Raw genomic sequence first — 12,444 nt, 5'->3', positions numbered from 1 at the left:
GAGTTACCGTCAAACCAATGAAGGGGTGGATTCAACCGCGCCCAGCTGATATCTGGCCGGCATGATTAGAAGCGTTTGCATGTTGATTGTCGGGTTTGGCGCCTTGATCCAAGGTGTTCTTCGCCTGGGAAATCCAGCCCAGGCCGTAGAGAAAACGGGCTGGTTATATCAGCAGTTCGGAGACCAAGGCGTGGCTATCGGCATGATCGCCATGGGTGCCGTCGCATTGGTCATAGGGGCCATCATGTTCAACAACACATGGCTTCGCGCTATTCGCGCACGGCGACAGCGGTGATCTGCCTATCTCGGCACCTCGATGAGCTGAAACTTCGCCGTTGGCATCACGCCGTCTTCAACTTCGGTCGATCCCGGCACAATCCGGGTATTCAGAACTGGGTCTTTAAAGCGAACCGTTGCGCCATTTGCGATGTAGGACGGCACCGGCGGCTCGACAGGTAGCGTGATTGTCGCCCCTGCCGTAGCGTGGGCCGTTACCCGATGAAGACTGTGATAGTCGGCGGACGTGAGCGAAATCAAATCGCCCTTCGTCATCGCCAATCCCACAGTCACGCCGCCGATCAGTAGCGTTTTCCCATTCGTGACCGATGTCAGCGAACCATTCCCGGCCGGTACGGAGCTATTCGGATTGTTCCAGTAGGCTCGGGGAAGCGATTGCTTCCCGAGAACCGTGTAAACAATCGTCTCCAAGCCGTTCTGTGCCTGGGCAAGAAAACCTTCAAACTCGGCCAGATCATCATCATACATTGGCTGGGTTTCGATATTGACCGTCCACCACTCATCACCGTTCTGGATCATCGATATGGCTCGTTCGCCATACCGAGACATTGAAACCGGCTTATTCAGCCGTGGACGGCCAGCCTGATACTCGATGAAGTCAGGGAGACTGATACTCATTTCGCATAGCCTCTCTGGTTCACCTGACGCAGATCACGAGCGGCGCGAACAGCGCCGCCCTTGTCGTATTTCTGAATGCCAGCCTTGAAGGTTTTCGCAGAACCTTCCTCGACTTCGCTCTTGATGTAGTTCTGGAAGTTTCCGTCATTCACAAAACGGGTTTCCGTGATGACACGAACAGTCTGCTGACCGCCAGCAACAGCAGCCTCTCGAACACTCGGCAAGGTGGAGCGAGACGGCATTGAGACGACATTCCCGTCGACCGGACCGCCATATGCAAAACCGCGGACCTTGTTATCGTTCATAGCCTGAAGCCACGGGCCGAAAGCTTTCGTCGCCTTTGCGTTCATGACAAATTCGCCGTTCGACAGCCAGGCCGGAATACTGTCAGAGGTTGCAGAGCCGGGACCAGTCACGTAGCCGCCGCTTGCAAGCCGCAGGCCTGACCAAGGGTCAGCTGCTCCTCCCAATCCCCCTCCGCCAAACAGACTGCCAATCCACTTGCTGATTCCACCGCCACCAAACAGGCTTTCAATCCCGCTATCGATGAGGGCATCCGCAATCTTGTTGATGGCATTCACAGCCGCATCAGCCAACGAACCCCACAGGCCACGACCATTAGCAAGGCCATTCGCCATATCGGAAAAGAAACCCTTCGTCATATCCTTGGCGAAGTTGATCGCGTCCTGCGCCTTCTGAATTGCAGATTCCAGACCCGCCATCGTCCCGGCGAGCATCTTGATGTAATCAGCTTGTTTCGGCGTGAGGTCGATACCATGCTGTTGCGCCTGGTTAAGCATTTCCTGTTCATATCGAAGCGCATTAGCGGCTTCTTCAGTCATTCCGAGAGCCTGCTGTTCAACCAGTAGCGATGCTATCCGCCGATCAGCACCGTCGATGATGTCCTGATAATATTCGGCATCAGACTTGCCCCTCCGCTTACGACCTTTCTTCGACTTATCGTCAACGTCTGTAAGCCCCTTAGCAAGCTCTCTCAGCTTGCCCGCTGCGGCAGATGCCCCGCTTTCAATGGCCGAGTACATCCCGCCGACATAATCCGTATTCTGGGCATCACTGAATGCTGCGGTGACTTTTGCCACGGCATTGGAAGTGCGACCTGAAACCTTTGGGCCCTTCTGAGGCGGGAACAGTTTGTTTGGGTTGCCCAAGTCGGGCAACGTTATATTGAACCGCTCTCCAATCGACTTCAGGCCCATGTTGACTTCTAGCACCATTTGACGAAGGCCCCAGCGGATTTGCTCCATCAGATTGTGCATCGCCAACGCGCCAATCTCATTCATGACATCTGGGAATTCATTCCAGATTACCTTCGCTGCGTTGAAGCCTCCGACGAATGCTCCCACGATCCAATTTACCGCTTTTTTGACATCTGAAATGACATCGCGCCCGAATATGTCGTTGAGCTCATCGCGGAATATATTTGCGGCAATGACGGCTGCGGCAAAACCAGCCACCAGAGCGGTAGCGGGATTAGCAAGTGCGAACGATGCACCCATGCTGATCGCAGCGACCGATACACGGCCCATCCAAGCGATGAGATTTACCATTCCGGCGATAACGGATGGCGCATAGATTAGCGCGAGTGCCGCAGCAGCGGTTGCAGCGTAAGGAGCAATGGCCTTAAGATTGTCGGCAAGGAAGATGAGAGCCTGAGCGGTGCGCTTTGGCCAATCGACCATTTGCAGGCCCGCCGCAGACAGCGACACAAGGCCGATAGTCAAGAGACTGACTGGCGAGATGACGGACATGAATGCCGCGCCGAGACCGCGTAACGGGTTTTCCATCATGCTGATGACCGCTGCAAGCTGCGTGCCCTGCTGCAAGCCGATCTGGAATGCGCCCATTCCCATCTGCGCAGAAACTGCGATGTCCTGAAATTGTGCCGCGATGTTGGCTGTATTGAACTTGCTCGCTGCCTTGATGTTGTCGTTTGCGGCAGCACTCGCCAACCGAAGTGACTGTTGTGCTTGCCTTGCAGCGCCCGCAACACGTTCCAGTCCGGCTTCGGCGTTACTCGTTCCTGCCGCAAGCCGCGAAGCCGCAGATGCGGCACCTGAACTGGTCGAGGAAAAGCCGTTTACCGCTGCTTCTGCCCGTTTTGCCGCACCGGACATCTTGTCGAGCGCACGAGTGCCTTTCTCAACCTGATCACTGCGCACTTCCAAGCCGAGAGTAGCGATGTCAGCCATGTTGCGTTCCTTTCAGGCGAAAGCTATCGTCCTCGCCACCTAAAAGGAGACGGGCATGAAATCCATATTCGTTGGTGTGGTTTCTGTAGGCGTATGGACCGGTGTGGCTCACGCTGAAACATTGGCTGAACAAGCTCAAAAATGCTGGAATCCACCGCCATTTTCAGCTGATGCAGATATTGACGCCGAGTTTGATGTTCTGTTGACCGCGAGCGGTGCGGTCAGGGACATCACTGTAACGTCATATAAGCCCCGGAATGACTTGGGTAAGCAAGCCGTCAAGTCGGCATCTAGAGCTATCGAGATGTGTTCCCCCTACGAAGGTGGGAATGAAGGGCTTAACAAATTTCGGATGACCATAAATGAAGATGGGGCAGCTATTAACCCGTTTAAATAATAAGGGGAGCTTTGCCCCCCTCTCCTCTCAGATCGCGTCAGGTAAAATCCCTTCCTTGCTCTCGTTTAAGAGTAATACCTGATGCCGCCGTGCCAAAGTCTCGCGGTAATCCTGTGCCTCAATGTCCTTGAAGAAGGGCGCTGACGGAGCCAGCCTTTTGACAGCAGCTTCTACATCATCAAGAGACGCGCGGAAGAATTCCTTACGATAATTCTGTGTATTGACGCGTGTGGGCTCGAACTCGCTGTGCAGTGCTCGTTCTAATGTGGGAGCGTCGTCGCTGTATATTATCGCATGAGTGTCGAAAACAAAAGGGACACTGGCATCGCCAAGCTCTCTTACTCGATCCATTGGGTCAAGCCGCCGAGTAAGTCCGATTTTGATCATATCCTCCCCAAACGACCCGATATTCGAGATTATATACACGTAACCCGATCGTGTTTTCTCTGCCATGGCTTGGGCACGCTCGAACTTCGCATGCGCCTCAGCCAGATCCTTTTCAAGCATTTTGATTTGCTCATTAAATGCCTCGAGCTTCGGCCCGACTGCTCTTTCAGCGTCCGCCTTCGCCTTATCCAAGAGCCTCTGATACTTGGCTTCATCTTCTTCTGCCCGTTCCATGTCGCGGATCAGTCTTTGCTCTTCACGAGCAAGGCGCGCTGCTTCGGCCTTTTCATCGCGCTCTTGTTTCAGTTTTTCGCGATATTCATGCGTCAGGAAGAGCTCTTCCAATTTCAAACCAAGATACTCTTTTGCAATATAAGTAGTGTTTGTTTCGTTAAGCTTGTCAATTTGAGTATACGCATTGACGATGCGCTTTTCCATTGCGTTGGCATTGTTCCACCGCACATTCGCAATCGCCGCATCGCATTCGTTGTTAAACGCTCTCAGTGTCAATCGAATGCTTCGATTGGCCAGAGTTTTTCCTTTCGCGCGGCTGCCTTCAACGGTCCATTCAGTGGGGCAAACCACTGCTGTTTTTGCGCTGACCATTGCTTTTTGCTGATCTCGCACTCGGAGAATTGCCGACTTATATTCTTCGCTATCAGTAAAATCGAAGTGCGGCTCATACACGCCCATCTCGGCAAACGCTAGCTTTTCATCGAAGATAGCGACCTCTTTTATAAGGCGGTCATATATTGCTTTCTTATCAGTGTAAGACGTGCGCAAGTCAGACAGTTGCTCTTGCAAATTAGCTATCTGCGCCTTCACCATCTCAGCTTCTTGGTCCAAGTCGAGTACCGGCTTGAAGCGACCTTCGATAGCAGTAACTTTCGCATCAGCTTCCTGTTTCGCCAAAAGCAAGGTTTTCCCTACTTTCCCCAATTTATCGGCTAATTCTGCCTTTTCCTTGAATGATATTTCAGCAGCCTTGCGGGCCTTCTTCTCTTTGAAAAGGCGGACACAGACGTATACCAAAACGAAAGGCAACGAACCGAATAAAGCTACTAATGCAAGCGCAACGAATGGTGACATGACCCCTACCCCTAGCGGAATAGGTTCTTTCAACCAAAAATTGTCGCGAAACGCGAGTCCAAAAATCTCCATCTTGGTTGAAGGTTAAAAGCGGCCCGTATGGCGCTCCTTAGCCTGGCAGCCTGCTCCGCCATCTACCCACCCTCGAAACACGCGCTATAATCCCCCGAAAGAGGGAAACTACATGAAAGCACTTGTGATCGCCAGTCTCGCCCTGCTTGTTCTTTCCGGTTGCGCAAGCAATCGGGCGCCGGACCATGAATACAAAGAAGTTCGCTGCAAGCAGTTGCTTAGTCGGACGGAATATCCGGCCATTCGGGAAATCGAGCGCGTACAAGCCAGAACAGAAGCGGCGCAGTTGGGATGTTATCAGAAGACCTAAACGAGCTTTTGCGGCCTGTCGCTTTTTTTTCGATAGAGCCTTTCATCTGCCAGAGCTAAGACTTCCTCGAAAGTCTGCCTTGGCTTGCAAGTTGTAAGGCCCACCGAAACAGATAACGGCAATTCTTTGTCCGCCCTTTTCTCGTTCAAAAGGCCGGACGCTCTTGAACTGATATCTGCAACCACAGAATCGATGTTACTTGTTTCTGCTTTCGGTACGAACGCACAGAACTCATTACCTCCGATGCGCGCAATCAGGCTGTCGTTCGACAAGCAATCTTCCAATGCCTGTGCAACTGAAATTACGGCATCATCTCCTGTTGGATGCCCGTATTGATCGTTGATCCGCTTTAAATAATCGATATCAGCAATCAAAAACCATCCGCGAACACCTGCCTTGTTGGCTGCATTAAACTGCTGGATAAAACTTCTCCGGTTGAGGAGGCCAGTTAGCGGGTCAATACTGGCTACCCGAGCCAGTTCATTCGCTCTTTTCACCGCAACGCGATAAGATTGTTCCAATTTTTCCAGTTTGGAAAACCAGAATAAACCCAACGGTATCGCGATAAGAAACGGAAGCAATAGACGGACTACAATTGTGACCGCGTCTGAACGCGCGCCGATCACGAAACGTATCCCTGTCGATAGTGAAATCGATATCAGCGCTGCAATCGCGGCAACCAACGCCGTGCGTTTCCAAACGTAACTTGATGGCACGCGCAAAAACCCAACCCTCAGCAGGTAGACCCAACAAGTCGATTAACGCCTCTTCTAGTTAACTTCAACAATCATTCCCGTTTCTTTCTTTTAAACCCGCGCAACAGCGATGCAACGCCATGCCCGTCACTGGCTGGTGTTTCATTCTTCAACTGGTCGCTGGATTTCGTTTTCTGCCCTGCACGCGTGACCGCCAGAATGGCGTTATCCAGTAAGCAGATCATTTCGATCTCCCACGTCAGCATGGCGATGCCATACAGGCGACAATACGCGTCAATATCGACGTAGGAGATAGGGTTGGCAGCCATGCCGACAGATCGCCTCGAATTGAGGTCGAGAAACCATTCCCAGACGTGCCGTAGCTCTTCGGGGAAGTCAGGCAGCACAGATGGCCGTCGAATGGCGAATACGGCCTCACCGAACGATATCAGGTCGTTGGCAAGGCCTTGATGAAAGCCAACTGGTTATCCGCGGCAGAGTCGATCTGCTCGGCAATGAACCAGAGATCAGGATTCGACAGTACGGCACGAACGTTCTCCTTCGTGCATTCGATAGGCTTCCCGCCACGTTCGAACCCTTCCCAAGAAAGGACAGCAGCCACCATCACGTCGATTGCGCGCTCTTCGACTTCCTCAACGGTCTGGGTTTTCTTTGGGTTGCGCTTCTGGTCGCGGATATTGGCATTGGCCAGGCGCCGCTGAACATCGCGAACGCGCTGCGACTGATACGACGCAACGCGAACTTTCATGCCCAATTTCTTGCCTGTGGTCGGGTGAACAATATCCACCTCGAAACCTTCGTCAAATGCCTTCGCCGCACCGTCAAATACTGACAGATCCATCTGTGAATTTCCTGTTTATACGTCTGTGGAGAAACGGTTGATAAACTGCTGGAATTACGGGGTTCCGGCAGTGGCTTCTTGTTCAAAAACGGCAGTCGTAATGCCGAGATTGAAAGTCGTAGTGACCACATCATCGGCTTCGCCGTAGCTTTCCTTGGCCGACTGTACGAGCGCGTGAAAATAGAACTCAGTCGGGGTTCCGGTTTCATCTGGCGCATCGTTTGCGATAATACGGATTGCGTAAGCCAGATTGGTCTTTTCAGCCGCCCTCAGCGCGATCTGGCCTGCATCGAGCGGATCACGGCCACATACCAGGGCGAGAACGCCGGCATCGCGCGCGCCCTTGAGGTGTCGCACTCGAGCATCCGAAAGGCTGGTGAAAGTGACGTCGTTCGCCTCATCACCAAATTCGCCGAGGTTCTGGACTTCACCGACTGGAACAAAGGCCAGAGCCTTGTATGCGGCGATGATAGCGGCCTCATTTGCGCCAGTTACGGGAGTTGCGGGCCCGATAGCAATCGTAGAGCCCGAAGCAGTTGTAATCATGGGTCTTCTCCATATGAAAAAAGCCCCGGATTGGGGGCTGTTAACGGCTCAGGCCGGATGAAAGTTATGCGAAACAGTCGTATGAGATCGTCACTGGCACTTGCCAGTGCGTATCGTCGCTGAACCCTTGCGCGATGTCGGGCGCCTTGGTGATGCGAACGGACAATCCGTCTTTCGGCAGTTTAAGGTCAGTCGGGAAGTGTTCGGCCACCTTCCCTGCATTCTCTGTCGACTTTGTTGCTCCGCCGTTCAGCGGCAGGAATACGTCAATCTGAAGAATGCCGCGCCTTTGGTGAGGCTCAGCCGATCCGACAAACCGGCGGCGCGATGTGTTCGGAACGTGCGTCACGCGCAGATAGCCCGTGGCGGGCCGCTGGAACGCTATATTGGGCCAAGCGACCGGAAGCGCAGGATTAAGCACCAACGACGCCACACGCTCGAATAGAGCGTTTTCTATACTCTTCTCGATCGTCATGTCAGAGCTTGAGCCTTTGCTTTACTTCTTTGGCTTTGGCCGCAACGATTTCCTCCCATCGCTGAGCGATGAGCGTTACCCACGGACGGGGAGCCGCACCTTTGGCACCGTAGTGGACATAGCCCGCATAGTTCGCCGTGTAGCCGAGATAAATCGTATCACCGAGATCAGCGCTGTTGATCACCAGAATGACGGGCTGCAGATCAGGCGGAACCGACCAGCCGGGATTGTCTCGGTACAGCCTTGGCATGGCTTCACGTGATGCCATCAGAGACGCACGAAGAAAGCCTGTTCGCCGGTATTTCTCAGATGATGGCTGGTCATAGACCATGTCAGACAGAAGTTTGTCCATCTGACTGACGAGCTCTTGCGCGCTCTCTTTAAACACGACTTCAAGCGCGCCATCGACCTTAACGGCCCACTGCCCGACGCTTGCGGCAAAAGACTTGGCCATTAATCCACCAACTGAGCGACGAAATCGATCTTGTATTCGGCTACGCACTTGCATCCGATCTTGTGCTGGGCCGGAATGCCTGGAGCATGCGGATACATGATCAAGGTGCCGTCAGGCGCGACGAATGGTTGGTCATAACTGACCTTCTGGCCCCTCATCGCGACGTGCTGCGCTCTCGGGTGCTCTTGCGGAGTGTGTCTCCATGTCTTGGTGACGATGTCTGCCGAAAGGTTCCCGTTTTCGATCTGCTGACGAAAAGCGATGTCTTTGGCCGCGGCCATTGCATTGAACGTTTCATTCAGCGCTATCGTGTCGGCGCGAAGCTTCAACAGACCCGCGCTGTATCGATTGACGATTCTGTCCACGACATCCGCGGGTAACGGGTTTTGCTCTTTGAGCGCTTTCATCACTGTTCGGTCAAATCGCTTGTCTCTTCGACCTCGGACCAGATAGTTCTTCAACAGCGTCGGATCGCCTGAAAGCAGCTCATCACGAGCGCTCTGGACGAACTGAGCCTGTGCTGCCGTCAGACCGATAATCCCGCCTTCCCGCATTCCAGTAGCTCGGTTCACAGGCCCAACGATGGCTTTGGCGGCCTTCGTCGGATTGTCGCCACGCGCCAGACTTTCCGTTAGTGCGGTGCGGATGCTTTCGACCTGGTCAGCGACGATTCCCGACACAAGCCTGGCTGAATGATCGCGTAGCCAGTTTTCAGCAACGACATTTCGCGCATCCCATCGAATAACAACGGTGTGGCCCTCTGGGTCCTTGAGAGCTGGCATGTTGGATACAGTGTCGACGCCGCCCGCGTTGAACGCTTGACGTAGAGCCTCTTCGAGCGGATTGAATGCCGCCTCTTCAATGAACATTGCATCAATCGCGCCGGATATATCGCCCTTCTCCAGCCGTTCTACGACCCGACGGAGGACAATGTTCGAACGAATATCATCCACGGTTGCCATGAACGCGGCGCGCAGGATCGGTTCGTATGTCGCGATGAGCGCGTCAAATTGCTCACGCGGACTTAGACGCTTCAGCATGTTTCACACTTGATAGTTATGGCGATGCCCATACAACTGTTGCGTCAAAACCAACGGGGGCTACACATGGCACTGACTTATTATTCTGACATCGTGAAGAACAAGCTTCACGCTCGCGCAGTCCAGATTTACGCGATACTCATCTCGGCTGCCCACAACCGACAAACACTGACATACGGTATGGTCGCCGATCTGTTGGATTATAAGGGCGCGGGAGTACTTGATCGCCAACTCGGGTTGATCATGAACTGGTGCGCAGACAACGACCTTCCGCCGTTAACCGTTCTGGTCGTGAACTCGGAAACGGGCTTGCCTGGAGAAGGTCTTGTGCGCATCAACGAACTTCATTCGGATCGCGAACTGGTTTTCAACTACCCTTGGTTCGGGCTGGTGCCCCCATCTATCGATGAACTCGCCGACTACGGCGCATTGCGATAGTCCAACGGATGCGACGCAATCAACCCCGCGCTTGCAGTTCGAAGAAAACGACTGTTCCCGCCGGGTTGAGCGGCTTAGCTTCCACAATCGTGCTCACGACACCGCCGATGATGACCTTGTCGGTTGTCGTCGGTTGGATCGTTAGACCCTTGGTGGCAACATAAACCTTCTTGTCGGTCGACTTGATCAGCGTACCGTCAACGTCCTTCTGATCATAATCCAGCGCGACAAGAGTGCACGGATAGTCGGTATCACTCGCGCCGGGGTCCCACGGAACGCCAGATGTCTCAGTACGCCGGATAGCGCCGGTCTGGCCGAACTTGTCGATAAGACGGTTCGCTGTAGCAACCGCGCGGGCATAGTTGAACTTGGCCATTAGCCCACCGATTTCAGCCATAGACAGGTGGCATCAAGATCGCGCAGATACGGCGCGAGCATGCCATCAACTGTCGAGATTAAAGGCGTGAGGAATGCTGCCGTGCCATCGGATTGAGCATTCGCATACTGAACTTCGAGGTCTCCCACCTTCTCGCGAACAATCGCAGACGATGAAGAACCTGAGTTGTTCAGGCTGCCGGGGTTCACCGCTTCCTCATAGGCGGCATAGAACGAGGCATAAATTACCGCCTGTGGGATTACGTCGGAAGGTATCGCCGTTCCTCTCAGTGACGCACCTATGCGAGGCCACGCCCGTTCCTGATCAAATGAGGCAATACGACCGATGAACCGGTCGCCATAGACAGCGTCAATGTAAAGACTGCCGCGCTGACGAAGAACGGCAAGCGACGGCGCATCATTGGGCAATGTGTATCCGTTATCAGTCAGCCATTGCTGAAACTGATCGTCTGTGCCGTAGCCTGCCATGTTCGTTATTCCGCCAGTTTCGCGTCAATCAGTTCCTGAAGCTTTGCATTGGAGACGTTCTTGGCATACTCAATGCCAAGTTCATCTGCCTGCTTCTTCAGCTCTTCCCGCTCACCCTGAGAAGGATTGGTGATTGCAGCCTTGTCGTCACCGTTGCCGGTAATGACTTCGTATCGACCCGCCCAACCCTTCGGCTCGTCCTTTACGGTAACTTCGGTTCCGACCGGGATTTCGCCCTTGGCGCCAAAGATGCCCGGCTTCGTGATTTTCACACGCATGCTCTGTTCCTTCCTGAAAGAGAAAGCCCGGCGCTAAGGCCGGGCTGGTTCATCAGTTGACGACGGTGCTGTAGAAAACGCCGGTCTTGCCGTTGAAATCGGCCCGGATTTCCAGACCCATCGCGCCCATGATGAGGAACTGATAGTTGTCGGTCGGGTTCTGGCGAACCTTCGCGGTCGTATTCACAGCCATGCCGACAATCGGGCGAATAAACTCCGAGTTCGGTACAAAGCCGAAGAACTCGTTCCCGCTCAGCTCGTAAGTCACCGCGATCTTGTTGATACGGCGATTGGTGAGCAGATAGGAGAGCAGAGTGCCACCCTTGAACCCAGTCGAGCCCGAATAGGACTTGTCCAGATTGCGCCCGATTTCCGGCGAGACATACAGATTTACCTTGCCGGTGATCAGATTGTCATCGAGCATGGCTCCGAGCGTCTGAGTGATAAAATTGTCAATATCATCAGAGCCCGCCGTAGTCAGGTCGATGTTCGCGCCGCCGGCTGCCGAGCCAAGGTTGATGGCCTTGGAGAACGGCGAAGTACGAATACCGTAGCCCGAATATCCCTGCACAGTGATGGAAGCATCACCATCAAGGGCATACAGAGCCATATCCCGGCGTATCTTGGCGGTATGCGCTTCCTGATCGTCCGACAGCGCGTCGAAGTTCTCAGACTGCAGCGTGTTCCACTCGCGCCATTCGCGACCATATGCGGTCGAGAAGATCGGAACCGGCGTACCGCGATAGTCATAGGTGACCTTGTCCAGAGGAACGGGCACCTGACCAGACAGCGACCGAACAACCGTACCGGCATCAGACGACACACGGTTCAGGTGAACGAGCTTGCCAATGTTGACGGCCTTTGCGAGCGGCATCAGATCGGCCATGTAGACCTGACCTTCGTCGTTTCGCATGACACGACGGGTAATTCCGTCGAGCTCGAGCCAGGCATCACGCGGCAGAACTGCAGCCTGATTGCGCACAGCGGCAAGCTGATCCTCGGAATTGTGGAACCATTCACGGTCCGCCGAGACCTCATCCCACCAACCGGCGTGAATACGCGAGCTGTTGAGAAGCTGGGAGGAGAAGTAACGCATGTGGTGTAACTCCCTTATGCCGCTGCCAGATGGCCCTTGGCCGCGCGCACACGCACAAGCTGGTCCGATCCGGTGGTGTTGTTGTAAGCCTCTTCGGCAATCGCGATGATGCGCGCGTCAGCGGCAGCGATAATGAATCGGCCAGTGGCGTTCGTCGTGAGTTTGGCGCCCTTGGTGATGTTGGTGCCAGTCGGTACGCGAACGTTGAAGAACTGCTCATCGAGCATTTCCATGCCGATCATGCGGTCGCCGGCTGCCCAAGCATCGTCCACGCCCTTGAGGACAAGGTAATTGTCCTGAGCGATGAACACCTTTT

Annotated in this window: 19 protein-coding genes; 4 read left to right on the top strand and 15 right to left on the bottom strand. The window is 54.0% G+C overall.

The features are described 5' to 3' along the window. The first annotated feature begins 79 nt into the window (after positions 1-79). The gene (locus ABWW28_RS23250) at positions 80-295 is read left to right on the top strand and encodes a hypothetical protein (protein ID WP_031347013.1); all 216 of its coding nucleotides are present in this window, start codon (positions 80-82) and stop codon (positions 293-295) included. A gap of 5 nt (positions 296-300) precedes the next feature. Here ABWW28_RS23250 and ABWW28_RS23245 read toward each other — a convergent pair whose 3' ends face one another. Both ABWW28_RS23245 and ABWW28_RS23240 read right to left on the bottom strand, forming a co-directional pair. Beyond that, on the bottom strand, positions 301-915 hold the full coding sequence (locus ABWW28_RS23245; protein WP_353392466.1) for a hypothetical protein: 615 nt from the start codon (positions 913-915) through the stop codon (positions 301-303). Then, a complete protein-coding gene (locus ABWW28_RS23240; RefSeq protein ID WP_353392464.1) occupies positions 912-3,125 on the bottom strand; it encodes a phage tail length tape measure family protein in 2,214 nt (737 codons plus the stop codon). Before ABWW28_RS23240 ends, ABWW28_RS23245 begins: the two co-directional genes overlap by 4 nt. Positions 3,126-3,180: 55 nt before the next feature. Between ABWW28_RS23240 and ABWW28_RS23235 the strand changes: the two genes are divergently transcribed. Beyond that, a complete protein-coding gene (locus tag ABWW28_RS23235; RefSeq protein ID WP_353392462.1) occupies positions 3,181-3,522 on the top strand; it encodes a hypothetical protein in 342 nt (113 codons plus the stop codon). Positions 3,523-3,549: 27 nt separating this feature from the next. On the opposite strand, the gene ABWW28_RS23230 is transcribed toward ABWW28_RS23235, so the two are convergent. Beyond that, a complete protein-coding gene (locus ABWW28_RS23230) occupies positions 3,550-4,998 on the bottom strand; it encodes an SNIPE associated domain-containing protein (RefSeq protein WP_305400594.1) in 1,449 nt (482 codons plus the stop codon). Positions 4,999-5,182: 184 nt separating this feature from the next. Here ABWW28_RS23230 and ABWW28_RS23225 point away from each other — a divergent pair, with 184 nt between their 5' ends. After that, positions 5,183-5,380: a hypothetical protein gene (locus ABWW28_RS23225; RefSeq protein WP_353392460.1), complete on the top strand. Its 198-nt coding sequence runs from the start codon at positions 5,183-5,185 to the stop codon at positions 5,378-5,380. Here ABWW28_RS23225 and ABWW28_RS23220 read toward each other — a convergent pair. The 7 genes from ABWW28_RS23220 to ABWW28_RS23190 all read right to left on the bottom strand — a co-directional run bounded on the left by ABWW28_RS23220 (position 5,377) and on the right by ABWW28_RS23190 (position 9,452). Further along, positions 5,377-6,102 carry a GGDEF domain-containing protein gene (locus tag ABWW28_RS23220; RefSeq protein ID WP_353392458.1) on the bottom strand — a complete coding sequence of 242 codons (726 nt, stop codon included), beginning with the start codon at positions 6,100-6,102 and terminating at the stop codon, positions 5,377-5,379. The two genes, ABWW28_RS23225 and ABWW28_RS23220, sit on opposite strands and share 4 nt — an antisense overlap. A 65-nt stretch (positions 6,103-6,167) precedes the next feature. Beyond that, positions 6,168-6,482: a phage tail assembly chaperone gene (locus ABWW28_RS23215; RefSeq protein WP_425598203.1), complete on the bottom strand. Its 315-nt coding sequence runs from the start codon at positions 6,480-6,482 to the stop codon at positions 6,168-6,170. Between the two features lie 41 nt (positions 6,483-6,523). Next, the gene (locus ABWW28_RS23210) at positions 6,524-6,937 is read right to left on the bottom strand and encodes a hypothetical protein (RefSeq protein ID WP_179504110.1); all 414 of its coding nucleotides are present in this window, start codon (positions 6,935-6,937) and stop codon (positions 6,524-6,526) included. A gap of 54 nt (positions 6,938-6,991) precedes the next feature. Beyond that, positions 6,992-7,483: a phage tail tube protein gene (locus ABWW28_RS23205; protein ID WP_179504111.1), complete on the bottom strand. Its 492-nt coding sequence runs from the start codon at positions 7,481-7,483 to the stop codon at positions 6,992-6,994. Between the two features lie 64 nt (positions 7,484-7,547). Further along, positions 7,548-7,958: a DUF4128 domain-containing protein gene (locus ABWW28_RS23200; protein ID WP_179504112.1), complete on the bottom strand. Its 411-nt coding sequence runs from the start codon at positions 7,956-7,958 to the stop codon at positions 7,548-7,550. Position 7,959: 1 nt separating this feature from the next. Then, positions 7,960-8,412 carry an HK97 gp10 family phage protein gene (locus ABWW28_RS23195; protein ID WP_179504113.1) on the bottom strand — a complete coding sequence of 151 codons (453 nt, stop codon included), beginning with the start codon at positions 8,410-8,412 and terminating at the stop codon, positions 7,960-7,962. After that, the gene (locus tag ABWW28_RS23190; RefSeq protein WP_353392455.1) at positions 8,412-9,452 is read right to left on the bottom strand and encodes a putative phage head morphogenesis protein; all 1,041 of its coding nucleotides are present in this window, start codon (positions 9,450-9,452) and stop codon (positions 8,412-8,414) included. Before ABWW28_RS23190 ends, ABWW28_RS23195 begins: the two co-directional genes overlap by 1 nt. 66 nt (positions 9,453-9,518) lie before the next feature. Here ABWW28_RS23190 and ABWW28_RS23185 point away from each other — a divergent pair, with 66 nt between their 5' ends. Then, a complete protein-coding gene (locus ABWW28_RS23185) occupies positions 9,519-9,890 on the top strand; it encodes a hypothetical protein (protein WP_179504115.1) in 372 nt (123 codons plus the stop codon). Between the two features lie 19 nt (positions 9,891-9,909). On the opposite strand, the gene ABWW28_RS23180 is transcribed toward ABWW28_RS23185, so the two are convergent. The 5 genes from ABWW28_RS23180 to ABWW28_RS23160 form a co-directional block, all read right to left on the bottom strand. Continuing rightward, positions 9,910-10,266, bottom strand: coding sequence for a hypothetical protein (locus tag ABWW28_RS23180; protein WP_179504116.1), 357 nt, complete (start codon positions 10,264-10,266; stop codon positions 9,910-9,912). Beyond that, positions 10,266-10,754, bottom strand: coding sequence for a DnaT-like ssDNA-binding protein (locus ABWW28_RS23175; RefSeq protein WP_179504117.1), 489 nt, complete (start codon positions 10,752-10,754; stop codon positions 10,266-10,268). Before ABWW28_RS23175 ends, ABWW28_RS23180 begins: the two co-directional genes overlap by 1 nt. 5 nt (positions 10,755-10,759) lie before the next feature. Next, positions 10,760-11,032 carry a hypothetical protein gene (locus ABWW28_RS23170; RefSeq protein ID WP_151646663.1) on the bottom strand — a complete coding sequence of 91 codons (273 nt, stop codon included), beginning with the start codon at positions 11,030-11,032 and terminating at the stop codon, positions 10,760-10,762. 52 nt (positions 11,033-11,084) lie between these two features. Then, positions 11,085-12,128, bottom strand: a complete 1,044-nt coding sequence (locus tag ABWW28_RS23165; RefSeq protein WP_179504118.1) for a major capsid protein — start codon at positions 12,126-12,128, stop codon at positions 11,085-11,087. 14 nt (positions 12,129-12,142) lie between these two features. Then, positions 12,143-12,444: hypothetical protein (locus tag ABWW28_RS23160; RefSeq protein ID WP_353392452.1), on the bottom strand; the 302-nt coding region annotated here is incomplete at its 5' end.

Origin of the sequence: Brucella sp. NBRC 14130, from assembly GCF_040371715.1 — a bacterium.
In the GTDB taxonomy this organism is placed as follows: domain Bacteria; phylum Pseudomonadota; class Alphaproteobacteria; order Rhizobiales; family Rhizobiaceae; genus Brucella; species Brucella intermedia.
This window is presented reverse-complemented; position numbering and strand designations above follow the sequence as displayed.

Bases quoted from the DNA above. Each gene is read 5' to 3' on its own strand.
- ABWW28_RS23250 (WP_031347013.1), top strand. From the start codon at position 80: ATGTTGATTGTCGGGTTTGGCGCCTTGATCCAAGGTGTTCTTCGCCTG.
- ABWW28_RS23245 (WP_353392466.1), bottom strand. From the start codon at position 915: ATGAGTATCAGTCTCCCTGACTTCATCGAGTATCAGGCTGGCCGTCCA.
- ABWW28_RS23240 (WP_353392464.1), bottom strand. From the start codon at position 3,125: ATGGCTGACATCGCTACTCTCGGCTTGGAAGTGCGCAGTGATCAGGTT.
- ABWW28_RS23235 (WP_353392462.1), top strand. From the start codon at position 3,181: ATGAAATCCATATTCGTTGGTGTGGTTTCTGTAGGCGTATGGACCGGT.
- ABWW28_RS23230 (WP_305400594.1), bottom strand. From the start codon at position 4,998: ATGTCACCATTCGTTGCGCTTGCATTAGTAGCTTTATTCGGTTCGTTG.
- ABWW28_RS23225 (WP_353392460.1), top strand. From the start codon at position 5,183: ATGAAAGCACTTGTGATCGCCAGTCTCGCCCTGCTTGTTCTTTCCGGT.
- ABWW28_RS23210 (WP_179504110.1), bottom strand. From the start codon at position 6,937: ATGGATCTGTCAGTATTTGACGGTGCGGCGAAGGCATTTGACGAAGGT.
- ABWW28_RS23205 (WP_179504111.1), bottom strand. From the start codon at position 7,483: ATGATTACAACTGCTTCGGGCTCTACGATTGCTATCGGGCCCGCAACT.
- ABWW28_RS23200 (WP_179504112.1), bottom strand. From the start codon at position 7,958: ATGACGATCGAGAAGAGTATAGAAAACGCTCTATTCGAGCGTGTGGCG.
- ABWW28_RS23195 (WP_179504113.1), bottom strand. From the start codon at position 8,412: ATGGCCAAGTCTTTTGCCGCAAGCGTCGGGCAGTGGGCCGTTAAGGTC.
- ABWW28_RS23190 (WP_353392455.1), bottom strand. From the start codon at position 9,452: ATGCTGAAGCGTCTAAGTCCGCGTGAGCAATTTGACGCGCTCATCGCG.
- ABWW28_RS23185 (WP_179504115.1), top strand. From the start codon at position 9,519: ATGGCACTGACTTATTATTCTGACATCGTGAAGAACAAGCTTCACGCT.
- ABWW28_RS23180 (WP_179504116.1), bottom strand. From the start codon at position 10,266: ATGGCCAAGTTCAACTATGCCCGCGCGGTTGCTACAGCGAACCGTCTT.
- ABWW28_RS23175 (WP_179504117.1), bottom strand. From the start codon at position 10,754: ATGGCAGGCTACGGCACAGACGATCAGTTTCAGCAATGGCTGACTGAT.
- ABWW28_RS23170 (WP_151646663.1), bottom strand. From the start codon at position 11,032: ATGCGTGTGAAAATCACGAAGCCGGGCATCTTTGGCGCCAAGGGCGAA.
- ABWW28_RS23165 (WP_179504118.1), bottom strand. From the start codon at position 12,128: ATGCGTTACTTCTCCTCCCAGCTTCTCAACAGCTCGCGTATTCACGCC.